General features: G+C 52.2%; 13 protein-coding genes. 2 read left to right on the top strand and 11 right to left on the bottom strand.

Annotation, left to right across the window (positions count from 1 at the left end; translation table 11 throughout):
• Positions 1-173: 173 nt before the first annotated feature.
• Positions 174-2045, top strand: coding sequence for an LTA synthase family protein (locus U9M73_RS20940; RefSeq protein ID WP_323078966.1), 1872 nt, complete (start codon positions 174-176; stop codon positions 2043-2045).
• Positions 2046-2125: 80 nt separating this feature from the next.
• Here U9M73_RS20940 and U9M73_RS20935 read toward each other — a convergent pair whose 3' ends face one another.
• Complete coding sequence (locus U9M73_RS20935) at positions 2126-3562, bottom strand: MATE family efflux transporter (protein ID WP_260071543.1); 1437 nt, start codon at positions 3560-3562, stop codon at positions 2126-2128.
• Between the two features lie 148 nt (positions 3563-3710).
• On the opposite strand from U9M73_RS20935, the gene U9M73_RS20930 reads away from it, so the two are divergent.
• Positions 3711-4616 carry an AraC family transcriptional regulator gene (locus U9M73_RS20930; RefSeq protein ID WP_009224072.1) on the top strand — a complete coding sequence of 302 codons (906 nt, stop codon included), beginning with the start codon at positions 3711-3713 and terminating at the stop codon, positions 4614-4616.
• Between the two features lie 93 nt (positions 4617-4709).
• Here U9M73_RS20930 and U9M73_RS20925 read toward each other — a convergent pair whose 3' ends face one another.
• From U9M73_RS20925 to U9M73_RS20880, 10 genes are all read right to left on the bottom strand, one after another.
• The gene (locus U9M73_RS20925) at positions 4710-5729 is read right to left on the bottom strand and encodes a phosphodiester glycosidase family protein (protein ID WP_397376637.1); all 1020 of its coding nucleotides are present in this window, start codon (positions 5727-5729) and stop codon (positions 4710-4712) included.
• 278 nt (positions 5730-6007) lie between these two features.
• On the bottom strand, positions 6008-6415 hold the full coding sequence (locus U9M73_RS20920) for a rhodanese-like domain-containing protein (RefSeq protein WP_232282242.1): 408 nt from the start codon (positions 6413-6415) through the stop codon (positions 6008-6010).
• Between the two features lie 5 nt (positions 6416-6420).
• The gene (locus tag U9M73_RS20915) at positions 6421-6741 is read right to left on the bottom strand and encodes a rhodanese-like domain-containing protein (protein WP_323078963.1); all 321 of its coding nucleotides are present in this window, start codon (positions 6739-6741) and stop codon (positions 6421-6423) included.
• 12 nt (positions 6742-6753) lie between these two features.
• Complete coding sequence (locus tag U9M73_RS20910) at positions 6754-7026, bottom strand: metal-sensitive transcriptional regulator (protein WP_036644478.1); 273 nt, start codon at positions 7024-7026, stop codon at positions 6754-6756.
• A 95-nt stretch (positions 7027-7121) separates the two neighbouring features.
• Positions 7122-7409 (bottom strand): hypothetical protein, encoded by a 288-nt coding sequence (locus tag U9M73_RS20905; RefSeq protein ID WP_260071544.1) that lies wholly within the window; start codon positions 7407-7409, stop codon positions 7122-7124.
• Positions 7410-7614: 205 nt separating this feature from the next.
• Positions 7615-8898 carry an ABC transporter permease gene (locus U9M73_RS20900; RefSeq protein WP_323078961.1) on the bottom strand — a complete coding sequence of 428 codons (1284 nt, stop codon included), beginning with the start codon at positions 8896-8898 and terminating at the stop codon, positions 7615-7617.
• Positions 8891-9796 (bottom strand): ABC transporter ATP-binding protein, encoded by a 906-nt coding sequence (locus U9M73_RS20895; RefSeq protein WP_009224066.1) that lies wholly within the window; start codon positions 9794-9796, stop codon positions 8891-8893. Before U9M73_RS20895 ends, U9M73_RS20900 begins: the two co-directional genes overlap by 8 nt.
• A gap of 39 nt (positions 9797-9835) precedes the next feature.
• Entirely contained in the window at positions 9836-10768 is a 933-nt protein-coding gene (locus U9M73_RS20890; RefSeq protein ID WP_323078960.1) for an ABC transporter ATP-binding protein, read from the bottom strand.
• On the bottom strand, positions 10768-11181 hold the full coding sequence (locus U9M73_RS20885) for a GntR family transcriptional regulator (protein WP_009224064.1): 414 nt from the start codon (positions 11179-11181) through the stop codon (positions 10768-10770). The genes U9M73_RS20890 and U9M73_RS20885 overlap by 1 nt, the downstream gene beginning before the upstream one ends.
• A gap of 45 nt (positions 11182-11226) precedes the next feature.
• Positions 11227-11949 (bottom strand): hypothetical protein, encoded by a 723-nt coding sequence (locus tag U9M73_RS20880; protein ID WP_260071547.1) that lies wholly within the window; start codon positions 11947-11949, stop codon positions 11227-11229.
• Positions 11950-12266 lie beyond the last annotated feature (317 nt).

The following is a 12266-nucleotide window of genomic DNA, read 5'->3' as shown; positions in this document are numbered from 1 at the left end:
ATAATACGGCTTTCGACGCGTTGCATACGGCTTTAAGTGGAATATCTTGCTAATTGAGTGAATTGATTAATTTTATTCTTGCGGCCATTTCATGTATTATATATGGGGTGTTAAAATTGTAAACTCGGCATTAATTTCAACTAAGGAGTTTTTACGGAAAGGAAGGAAACGAAGTGTCACAGTTCAATCGCATCCGGCTCGCCAGCATCAAGCCGTTTGTCTTTTTCTCTGTCATTATGATCTTCAAGATTTATCTCGTCTGGACGGCTATCTTTGATGTAGTACCCGCTTGGGGGCCATTGTTGAAGGAAATCCCGTTTATCTGGATTTTGTTCTGCTTGATTGAATGGTTCTCCTCCAAACGTAAGATCGGCCTTTATTTAACCGTCAATTTGATCGTTACAGCCATTTTCTTCGCCGCTGTTATGTACCATAAATATTATGGGGTTATCGTGAATTACACTGCCCTGCAGCAGGTGAATCAAGTCACCGCGGTGAAGAACAGCGTGTTCTCCCTGCTGGCGCCTTATTATCTGCTGATCTTTGTGGACATCGTGGTGATCGGCTTCTGGTTGTTCCGGAAGAAACGCGCCGAGAAGCTAAAAGCTTTATTTAATCTAAGAAAAGCCAGCACCGGCGTCATTACCGGAATTTTCGCCTTTTCCCTGCTGCTGTGTATCTTTAATGTATGGCCGAACCGGGCCAGCATGAATGAGATCAAACAGGCCGAGCAAATGGGCATCCTGAACTATGAAACGTACACGATTTTCTCCAGCGCCAAGAAGGAAGAACTGGTTGACAAGGACCAGATCTCGCAAGAGAAAATCAATAACCTGAAAGGCATTACCATCCCAGCGGAACCGAAATATTTTGGTGCGGCCAAAGGCAAAAACCTGATCATCATTCAGATGGAATCGTTCCAGAACTTCCTGATTGACCTGAAGATCGATGGTCAGGAAGTCACGCCAAACATGAATAAACTTGTTAAGGAAAACACCTATTTCAAGCATTTCTATCAAATGGTCGGACAAGGGAACACCTCTGATGCCGAGTTTGTTGTGAACACCTCGTTCTACATTCCGTACAATGAGGCCGCAACGCAAAACTATCCGGACAAGGATCTGCCAAGCTTGCCGAAGCTGATGCGGGATCAAGGGTATGATACGGCAACGTTCCACACGAATGTCGTTGATTTCTGGAACCGCGGCGAATTGTACAAAGCGATTGGCTTCAACCGCTATTATGACCAGAAATGGTTTGGTACCGAAGACACCGTCTTCTTTGGCCCTTCGGATGAAGTGCTCTACAAGAAGACAGCTGAAGAGCTGGATCGCATGCAGCAAACGGGACAGCCTTTCTATACTCAAGTGATCTCGATGACGGCTCACCATCCGTTTACAACACCGCATGACAAGGATAAGATTCAGTTGCCTGAACGTTACCAAGACAATATGGTTGGCGATTATTTGCGGGCGCAAAGCTATGCGGACTACGCACTCGGTCAATTTATCGAGGATCTGAAGCAAAGAGGCATCTGGGACAACAGCGTGGTTGTCATTTACGGTGACCATCTCGGCTTGCCAATGTATTCGCTAGACAAACATGGACTTGAGCTGATGAAAGAAATTTATGGCCGGGATTACAGCTATATTGATATGATCAATATCCCGCTGCTTCTTCATGTGCCGGGTACCGATATGCCAGATGTCATGGACAATGTCGGCGGCCAAGTGGATATCCTGCCGACGGTAGCCAACCTGTTTGGCATCAATCTCGATAATCATATTCATTTTGGTGAGGATTTGCTGAACCAAACATCTTACAACCTGTTACCGCAGCGTTACTATCTGCCATCCGGCTCGTTTATCAACGACCAGGCGCTGTTTATCCCAGGGGTTTGGTATGATGACGGTACGAAGTATCCGCTCCCCAAGGACGGTGTGACCCAAGCGTTAACGACGGAAAGCGAATATAACCGTGCGCTTGAACTGCTCCGTCTCAGCGACAGCTACGTGAAGCAGCTGCCTGACCGAGAGAAAGAGTAGGATATCTTGCCACAAAAAACAGAAAGAGCCGCAGGCGCCCTTCCCGGGCCGCCCTGCGGCTCATCTTTTATTCTCACCCTTTATAACGCCGAAGGAGCAACTCCGTCCATCGCCTGATTTCCTTGCCCCTGGCCTTGGTCTTCCTGGGCCCATCCCCGTTCTTGAAGCAGCTCCTGCTCTTTTCTGCGCAGATACTTACGCCCTCTCCAGCGGAAGAACGAAAAGACGCCCCGAATATATTCGTCGCTGATCATACAAGCGTAAATGGCGATAATGCCCCAGCCGAGCGAAACGCCAAACAGATACGAGCAGCCGGTCGCAACGACGGACATAAAGATCAAGGAAATGATCATCGTATATCGCGTATCCCCTACCGCATTCAACGAGTTCCCGAGGGCCATGTTGATCATTTTGCCCGGCTGCAGCAACAGATTGAGCCAGAGCAATGCCGCACAGAGGGCCAAGATATCGGGATCCTGTGTAAACAATCCCAACAGCTTCGGACCAAACAGAACAAGGATAAACGCATTAACGATAACGAGCGGCAGCCCAAAGGCCAGCACGCGGTATACCGCGCGGTAAGCTTCTTTGGTTTTGCCCGCTCCGTACAGGTGAGCGATCTGGATTTGCGCCGCCATCGCCAGCGAGAAGCCGAGCATAAAGCAGAACGACTCCAGCGTATTCATATAGGTTCTGGCGGCCAACTCGGTTGCGCCAAGCATCGCCAGGAAGGAGAAAATCGCCAGCTGCGAGAACACCCAGCTCGCCGAATTGACTCCCAGCGGCCAGCCAATGACCAGAACCTCCTTAAACAGCTTGCCATCGTAGACAGACATGTCCTTGAAGCCGATCCGCCGCTGGAACGTGCCGAGGAAAATGAAGAGCAAGACAACCGTAGCGACCAAGCGGCTGATTACCGTTGAAATCGCCACGCCGGTCAGCCCCCATTGCGGAAATCCAAAGGCCCCAAAGATAAAGCAATAGTTCATCAGGATATGCAAAACGTTCATGCCCACCGCCGTGTACATCGGGCCTTTCGTATTTCCGGTGTTGCGGATCGCCGTACCCAGCAGGGAAATCATCGCGGTTAGAATCATGCCTCCGCCAACGATGGAGATGTAGATTTTGGCCAGAGGCAGCAGCTCATCCGGAAGCTGCAGCATGGTGGCGATCGGTCCCGGAACCGCAATCAGCAAAATGCTGAGAACAAGACCAATCCCAGCCGTCACCTTGAAAGCGATAATCGCGACGGTTCGCGCATCCTCTTCGCGGCCCGAACCGATCTTCTGGGCGATGACAATCCCCGCCCCGCTAGCGACAGTTGCAAACAGCGTCGTCAGCGCATTAAACAGCTGGTTCGAGAACCCCACGACCGCCACCGCATTGTCGGAAATGCGGCTAACCATCAGCGTATCGACTGTCCCCAGCAAAATTTGCAGGAACAACTCGATAAAGATGGGCCATGCGAGCAGCCAGAGAGAGAACTTATTCTTCTCGCCGCCATTGACTTTCTTCATTATTACAACCTCCTGGAGATTGGAGAATCCCGTTGATTCCCTGTCATCGTGTTAGCATGAAACACATTATAGATGGTAACGCCGTTTTGATGTATCATTGAATCAACTCAATTTTTCAATATTCCAACCTAAGAGGAGTGGGTATCCTTTGCCTCCCATCATTGAATTTACCGCGCCTCCACTTCCCCATTACATCGTCAGCGGCTCGGCGGTGATCCCGGTCGGCGGCAAGCATCCCAGCCGGCAAAATATCGGGGCCTTCGACCTGCTGGTCGTCGAGTACGGATGTTTATATATCAGCGAGGAAGGCCGCGATTACGAGGTGACCGCCGGACACTCGCTCATTCTCCGCCCGGACTGTTATCACTATGCGCTGGAAGGCTGCCGGGAAGATACGCTGCACCATTGGCTGCATTTTCAACTCTTGGGCGATTGGCGTGTAGTTGAGGAGGAGGAATACCGGCATTGCGGATGCAGCCTGACGGATCAGGGCACCCCTGGCTCGATTTCCCTGCCGCCGTTCACGGCGACGTCATATACAGTCCCCCTTCCCCAATATGCGAAGCTGGCCCAGCCGCAGAAAATGATCGCGCTGCTGAAGGAACTGACGGATTTGAACCGCGATATCCATTTGGACAGCGTCCGGTTGCGCCAGCAAGCTCTATTTCAAAACGTGATCGTTGAGCTGTCGGCTTTGTCGACCAATACGGGACTCTCTCCGCAGTCGGCCTGCGCCGAAAAGGCAGCCTCCTATTTGCGTGAGCATTATGACGAGCCTTTCTCTGCGCAAAAGCTTGGGGAGAGCATCAATTTCCATCCGGTCTATATCGCCCGCTGTATGCAGAAGGTGTTTGGCTGTTCGCCCGCCGTCTACTTGCAACGGCTGCGTATCCAGCAGGCCAAGCTGCTGCTTCTGCAAACCGATCTGACCATCGAGCGGATCGCCGAGCAGGTGGGCTTTAACCAGGCCGCTTATTTCACCGCTTGCTTCAGCAAGACCGAAGGCATGTCCCCGCGAAAATATCGTCAACGCTTCACTTGGAGCAAGGACTGATCGATTTACTTCATACAAAGAGGCCGGGCAAAAGGGATAATTCCCACTGCCCGGCCTCTCCTTCTATTTCGTCACCAGGAACCGCTAACTTCATCACTTCTTCCCGGGATCAATGTCCTGCGGACGCAAACCTTCCCAAATGTTCGGGATGTTCACTTTGGACGGATCCTCAAAGACGAGAAACGCGGTTGGCAAATAACGTTCTCCGTATTCGGACGAAGGCTTGTTAACGATCTCCCCGCCTTCCTTGACCAATACGGTTGACGACCCGCCGTCCAAATTGGCAGCGATCACCGCGCCGCGTTCCAGCATGATCTGCTGAACATCGTACAGGCTGGCGCCGATGCTGTATCCCGGCTGACGTCCGTCGATGACGACGAACAGGATCGCGCCGTCTTCGCGCTGCCCCATGGCCGTCCGCGGTGCGATGCCCCAGCCTTCTTTTTGACTGCGGATCTGTCCTTTGCCGTTTACGATAATTCGCGGTTGAAACGTCACCGCTTCCTGAATGCCCAGCTTGTCCAATTCCTCCAGCGTATATTTACCAGCGATCATTTTGCCTTGCTTGTCCAGGCCAACGATCTGCGTCGCTGCCCCTGAACTGATGCCGTTGTAATACAACTTCCCTCGGGAAATGACCACCCCAATCGGCTTGAAGCCGTTGCCCTTCCAGTTCGGGTCGGCAAAGCCGCCGCCGTTCACACCGGCAAGGGCACCGGTCCGCGCCACCATGCTGGAGACCTTTTCTCCTTTGCCTCGTTTCGCTGGAACTCCTAAACGGATTTTGGTCGGGTCGTTTACAGTTAACACGTACCCGTGATAGCTTTTGCCGGAGATCTCTTCAATTTCAATCAGCGGCTTCTCCGCTTGTGTGTCTTCTTTATCATCCGGGTCGGGTAAGTCAATCGTATGGGTGTCCTTCTCCGTCCCCATTTCCTCGAATTGAGCCTGGTAAGCGGCGACCCGTTTGTCCAGCTCAGCTTGTCCGATGATATATTTGGCCCAATGGCGATGCTGCGTCGTAATCAGCGTATCGGCCATTAAATAGCGCATATTGTTCCCAGACGGGGTAAAGAACAACCAGAATAAGGCCGCCGTCCCGATCAGCATCATCGTGAGGATCAGCCGGGATAACAGATAGAAAAATCCACGCTTCCGCCGTTTCTTGGCGGACGTACGCTTCTTAGCCCCCGTTGCCCGCTTTGCCGACGCGCGGCTTGTCCGGCTTGTCCGGCTCGCGCGGCTGGGTAATGTAGGCGTTGGCATGATGCTTGTCTCTCCCCTGCTCTCTAATATACTTGCTGTACATTAAACGTTCATGTTAGTCTGAAAGTTTCATTTTCGCAAGTAGACCCATGATCGCTTCACTGTACACCAAAAACCCGCCTGCATCAACAGGCGGGTTCTTTCTCTAAACAATGCTGCCGCGAAGCTCCTTCCCGGCAAGCTTCGCCGCGCAAGGCGTAAAGCTGCCGGAAGCCTCGTCTGCGTAAGATTCGTGCTGCTTTTATCACCGCAGACCGACGGTCTGCGACAATCAGAACAGGGTCCGAAGACGAAAGCTCCTTCGCCCATACAAAAGGTAATCGACCTAACGAAATGTTGATCGCTCCGTTCAGGTGGCATTCTTCATAATAAGACGCGTCCCGGACATCCAGTATCTTCGTCTGCGGCGGCAGGTCGAACCCGCATAAGGCCCTCTCCTCCACGAACTTTAGGCCCGAGACAGGCCATACCAACCGCAGTACATATCCGATTATCCAGGCGGCAAGCAATATTCCTCCTGCCATGGTCAGCATGTCGCTCACTCCACTTCATCCTGCCAGACCAGCATTCCGCCGGTCATGTTGACCACACGGTAGCCTCTTTCACTGAGCAGCTCACACGCCAGACTGCTCCGCCCGCCGCTGCGGCAGACGACGATCAGCTCTTCCTCCGGATCCAGCTCCACAAATCGCTCTGGCAGCTGCCCCAACGGAATATGTTTAGCCCCTGAAATATGGCCTTCGGCCCACTCAAGCGGCTCGCGTACATCCAGCACATGAACCTGTTCGCCCCGTTTCATTCGCATGACGAGCTCGGCCGGAGTTATTTCCTTTTCTGGCTGAAACGCCACCGTGATCATCTCCTTTTCGAATTACCGGCTCTTAACCAGCAGCTCTACCGCTTCCTTCACCAAATGGGCGGTGTCTCCCCCTTGGGCCTGCTCCTCCAAAATGCACTGCTGCAGGTTATCCGCAACGATTTGGGCCAAAGCCTTATCCGCAGCACTCCGCACTGCAGATAGCTGGCACACCACTTCCTTGCATGGCTTCCCTTCCTCCATCATGCGAAGCACCCCGCGCACCTGACCTTCGATTCGTTTCAATCTGCGTTTGACTTCTTCTGCATAGTGATGTTCTTCGGACATGTCGTGCACTCCTTTCAATTATCCCTCGTGCCTGACATCGCATTATTACATCATACCCCCACGGGTATATATTTTAGTTAATAATCCCCCTATCGTCAAACCGAACATGCCCTAAAAACAGCCCAGCCCGCGCCTTCGTAAACGAGGGTGCGGGCCGCCGTCGTATCTGCTGCGTTATCGTTTGTCCCCGTCTCCTGATCCGAAGCGGCCGCGTTATTTCCCGATTCGGAATTTGCCGATGTCTGGTCACTGACCCCTGACGTATTCGTCGTCGTATTTTGCTCTTGTGGTGCTCCACTTAACGATTTATTGCCGCATGCGCTCAGCATCAATACCGCTGCCAGGGCTGCCATCAAAAGTACCAGTGTTTTATTAGGGTTCATAGTGAAGCTGCACAAAATCCCGATTCAAAATCGCGATGCTGGCGTCATGCCGGTTCATGTATTCGCCTAACAGCCGGGATACTCGATGGTCCCGCGAGCTTCTGGAGCATTACGCACCATAACTCCGCGCAAACAAGAAAAGCCTTGATAGACGAGAGTACGTCTACCAAGGCTTAATACACTTTGATTGCTTAGCGCAGTTAATCTAGATCTTATAAGCCTTCATCGCTTTGCGCAGCTCTTTGAAGGTCGGACGTTTACCGTACAGCAGGACGCCGGTGCGGTAAATCTTCGCCGACAACCAGCCGAACACGAAGATGGCAATAGCCAGGACGATCAGCGAAGCCGCGATTTCCCAGACCGGCGGCTCCCCGATGCCGATCCGCACGATCATCGAGACCGGCGAAACGAACGGGATGAAGGAGCTGACCTTCATCAGCAGCGAGTCTGGCGTGCTCAAGCTGAAGATCCCGATATAGAACGCCGCCAGCGACAGCATCGTAATTGGCATCACCGCTTGCCCCAGCTCCTCGGTCCGGCTGACCAGCGAGCCGATCGCGGCAAACAGCGTCGCATACAGGAAGTAACCCAAGATGTAGAAAATCAGGCCAAGCACTAACACTTCTACGCGGATGTCGGACAGATGCAAATTGAAATCCGCCAACACCGGCTGGTTATACGGCAGCGAGATATTGATCGCAATCACCCCGGCAAAAACGGCGATTTGCAGCAGCCCGATAAAAAACATCCCGATAATCTTCCCGAACATTTGCGCCAGCGGTGATACGCTGGTGATGAGAATTTCCATAATGCGCGAGCTTTTCTCTGCGGTGACTTCGGCCGAGATCATATTGCCCGTCATCATAATGGTCATGAAGAACAAGATGATGAGCACATACACGATAACGTAATTAATCGCCCCCATCGCTTCCGCCTGATGACCCGATTCCTCAGCGCCGGATTCCGGTGAAGCCTTCACCGCATCGATTTGGACCGGCGCGCTTAACGCGGCGATCTGCTCCTCAGTCAGCATGCCTTTCGTGATATACTCCGCCTTAACGTTCTGCAGTGCTGCCTGCAGCGCATTTTGCAGTCCCATTCCCAAGCTGTCTTTTTTCGAGGTATAGGTCACCGCTGGGAAGACCCCGCCATCTCCTTCGGCAAATTGCAAATAACCATCAATTTCCCCGGCTTCAATCGCCGCTAGCAGTTTCGCGTTGTCCGCTTGTTCATAAGGAACCAGCGTGTAACCTGCCGCCGGCTGCTTCTCCGTGTAGGCTTCAAGTGACTTCGCCAGCTCCGGCTGCCCTTCGTACACAATGCCGATCTTCGTCGGTTGATCCTCCCCGCCGGTAAATTTATCGATAAAATAAGGCACATGCAGCCCGATCGTCACCAGCAGCGCCAACACGAGCGTCGTAATGATAAATGATTTCGTTCGAACTTTATTCATGAACGTAAAGCCAACGACCGTCCCCATTTTATTCATTGGATTCACCTACCTCTTTAATGAAGATCTGATTCAGCGTAGGCTCCTTAATCTCGAAATGCTCCACTTCGCTGACTTCCATCGCTCTACGCAAAATCTCTTGCGCCGCCGATACCTGCGAGATCCGCACCAGATAGCCGCGTTCTTTCCGCTCAACCTTCTCCACGCCCGCGATCCGCTCGAGTCCCGTTACTTCTCCCGCTGTATGCAAGAGCACTTCTTCGCGTGGATAACGTTTTTTGATCTCCTGCAAATTGCCCTGCAGCACCGTATTCGAACGGTGCAAAATCGTGATGTTACGGCACAGCTCCTCTACATGCTCCATCCGGTGGGTGGAGAACAGAATGCTGGTGCCTTGATCGCGCAGCTCCTTCACCGTCGCCTTCAGCAGCTCGACGTTAACCGGGTCCAAGCCGCTAAACGCTTCGTCCATGATGACGATTTTCGGTTTATGGACGACCGCGGCGATAAAGCCCATTTTTTGCTGGTTGCCTTTGGACAGTTCCTCGATTTTCTTATCGTAGTATTCCGGCACTTCAAACCGTTCAAGCCAATACTTCAAGCTCTTGTCGGCCTCCGCCGCAGACATGCCGCGCAAGCGGGCCAGGTAGATGATTTGGTCGCTGACCTTCACCTTCGGGTACAAGCCGCGTTCCTCCGGCAGATAACCCATTTGCGATTGCAGCTCCCGGCTGTAAGGCTTACCGTTGTACAAGATCTGCCCGCCATCCGGATAGATCAAACCCAGCACCATCCGCATCGTTGTCGTCTTCCCGGCACCGTTGGCGCCAAGCAAACCGTAAATCTCGCCTTCCTCTACCTGGAGCGAAATGTTGTTGACAGCCGTTTTCTCGCCAAACTGCTTCATTACGTTGTCCAGTACCAATGGTTTCGCCATATTCCCTCTCCTTCTTCACTACGAAAATGATTCATGCCATTAAACCAATGCCGCTGTGGATGTGGATACCAGCTTCGCCGGTGAATGCCCTTGAATCCATAGCTGCAAAATTTCATCTAACTCCAAGCTGCGGGTCTGGATCACCTGCAGGCCTTTCGCCGCGAGACTCCGCTGCAGTTCTCCTTCATGCTGCTCCTGGACGACCAGCTTCGTCACCTGCGGTCCATCGACGCGAAGAATCGTTCCCTCGGGCAAATCGCTTGGCGAGCAGTCGCTGCTGCGGATCCAGATCTCCTTCCAGCTGCTGAACAGCTGATCCTTCTCGGCCATCCCGAGTACCTGCCCCTGGTGGATTAAAGCAATGTAGTCAGCCAGCCGCTTGACTTCCTCCACGATATGGGTCGCGATCAAAATCGTCATGTCCTCGCCTGCCATAAAGTCCCGGAGCTCGTCGATCATGCCCTTCCAAGCGAAGGGATCCAGCCCCGAGGAGGGCTCGTCGAGCAGCAGCAGTTTCGGCCGGGCAGCCAGCGCTGCCGCAATCTCGAATTTACGTCGCTCTCCTTTGGACATCCGGTTTAACCGTTCATTTCTTGGGACCTCAAACCGATTCATGAGATCCTCAAAGAGTTTCTCATCCCAAGTCGGATACCATTGCGACCGGAATTCAGCTGCGCGCTCGGCGGTCATATAATTTTCTTCCGGTTCTGGTGCTTCCGGGACATATCCGATTTGTTGGCGCAGCTCAAGCGGCAATTCGCCGGAGAACGACTGTCCAAACCAACGAATCTCCCCCGCATCCGGCCGCAGCGTTTGCTGAATGAATTGCATCATCGTGCTTTTTCCAGAGCCGTTAGGTCCAACCAGAGCCACGATATACCCCTTCGGTACTTGTAAATGCAACGGCCCGATCGTTTTACGGCGGCCCTGCTTCAGCGCTCCAATCAGCTCAATCGCCATCGGTTGTGCCATTAATCCGCCCCCTCCTTGTCTTGATTTGAGTTATATTTCTGTTGCATGACCTGCAAAAAAAGCTGCTTTAACTCTTCCGCCTCGTATTGCATCGATTTCCCGGTATCCACCGCCTTCTCCAGCGCTTCCTTCACAACTGCGGTGCGGTATTCATCACGTTCGTCCGCGCTGACCTTGGCGACAAACGTACCTGTTCCCTGCCGCGTCCGAAGCAATCCCTCGGCCTCTAAATCTTGATAAACCCGGCGTACCGTAATGACGCTGCAGTTTAAGGCGCCGGCAAATTCCCGAATCGAAGGCAGCAACGTACCTTCTTCGATTTGGCCGCTGACGATCAGGGAGCGAAGCTGCGACTCTATTTGATGATAAAGCGGCGCAGCGCTATTTTCGTTGATTTGAATGGGAATCCACACCTTTCTTGCTCACCTCCGCCTTACTCCCGTATTTCCGTGCCATCTTTAGGCCAAATCCCGCTGCAGCAGTTTTCGCCGCGTCAACGATAACAGGTAAGTGAATCCGAGACCGCCGATAGCTAAGGAGCACCACATCACTGGTGACAAGATCACGTAACGCCGGGAGCTTTCCAAGATGAACGCCAGCAGGTTGAAGTCAAGCAAATTCATAACCAAAGCGGCTCCCCCCAACACCAGCATGAGCAGGAACGTTAACCCTAAATAAACTTTGCCGCTCGTCAGAAGCTCGCAAAAGATGAACAACCCGTTGATCAGTAAGCTGTACCCGGTCCAAGTGAAGCAAAACACGAGAAAGGCTCCAAAATCCCACATCATACTATTCATCAGATACGTGACCAGATAAAGGCCGCCGTAAAACAATATGCCGTTCAGCAGCATCGCCGCCCCTAACTGGATCAGCCTGCTTCTCAGCACCGTCCGCAAGGAAATCGGCAACACGCGATAATATCGCAGCATTTGGGTATACGAATTTTCCCGAATATAGTTAAATGACCGCCGGGTAAAAAAGAACCCTGTGAACGGAACGATCATCAGCATCATGAAATCGCCCATCGGATTCATCACGTACTCGGCTTCCTCCCGGGTTCCGATGAAGATGCCGAGCATCAGCGAAATGTACAGCATAAAGATGACGTTCCAAATGAGATAGAGCCGATCGTTTCGCAAATCTTTTTTGAAGATCGCCCAAGCACCCTTCCAACTATCCATCGTCTATCCACCTCTTTTCAATCCCATCGTCGTCCTTCGTTCGTGATTGATGTTCGTCGACAGGGTGTGATAATCACTGGGCTTACTGTTTATATCTTTATACACAGTATAATCTGTGCTCATTTTCGTGTCAATGCTCCTTCCACCCGCATAAGAAAAACGTCTATCGACGTATATTCTAGGAAGACAGACCGCGGTTAGCGGAAGTTTTTCTTGCGATATCAGGATGCCAATGCCCCGAAGTTTATACTTTCTGATATCTTAAAAAAAAGCCAACAGCGCGATTCTTCACGAATCGGCCATTGGCCTTTGATAGG

The organism is Paenibacillus phoenicis (genome assembly GCF_034718895.1).
GTDB lineage: Bacteria > Bacillota > Bacilli > Paenibacillales > Paenibacillaceae > Fontibacillus > Fontibacillus phoenicis.
This window is presented reverse-complemented; position numbering and strand designations above follow the sequence as displayed.

Bases quoted from the DNA above. Each gene is read 5' to 3' on its own strand.
- U9M73_RS20935 (WP_260071543.1), bottom strand. From the start codon at position 3,562: ATGAAGAAAGTCAATGGCGGCGAGAAGAATAAGTTCTCTCTCTGGCTG.
- U9M73_RS20925 (WP_397376637.1), bottom strand. From the start codon at position 5,729: ATGATGCTGATCGGGACGGCGGCCTTATTCTGGTTGTTCTTTACCCCG.
- U9M73_RS20920 (WP_232282242.1), bottom strand. From the start codon at position 6,415: ATGCTGACCATGGCAGGAGGAATATTGCTTGCCGCCTGGATAATCGGA.
- U9M73_RS20915 (WP_323078963.1), bottom strand. From the start codon at position 6,741: ATGATCACGGTGGCGTTTCAGCCAGAAAAGGAAATAACTCCGGCCGAG.
- U9M73_RS20910 (WP_036644478.1), bottom strand. From the start codon at position 7,026: ATGTCCGAAGAACATCACTATGCAGAAGAAGTCAAACGCAGATTGAAA.
- U9M73_RS20905 (WP_260071544.1), bottom strand. From the start codon at position 7,409: ATGAACCCTAATAAAACACTGGTACTTTTGATGGCAGCCCTGGCAGCG.
- U9M73_RS20900 (WP_323078961.1), bottom strand. From the start codon at position 8,898: ATGAATAAAATGGGGACGGTCGTTGGCTTTACGTTCATGAATAAAGTT.
- U9M73_RS20895 (WP_009224066.1), bottom strand. From the start codon at position 9,796: ATGGCGAAACCATTGGTACTGGACAACGTAATGAAGCAGTTTGGCGAG.
- U9M73_RS20890 (WP_323078960.1), bottom strand. From the start codon at position 10,768: ATGGCACAACCGATGGCGATTGAGCTGATTGGAGCGCTGAAGCAGGGC.
- U9M73_RS20880 (WP_260071547.1), bottom strand. From the start codon at position 11,949: ATGGATAGTTGGAAGGGTGCTTGGGCGATCTTCAAAAAAGATTTGCGA.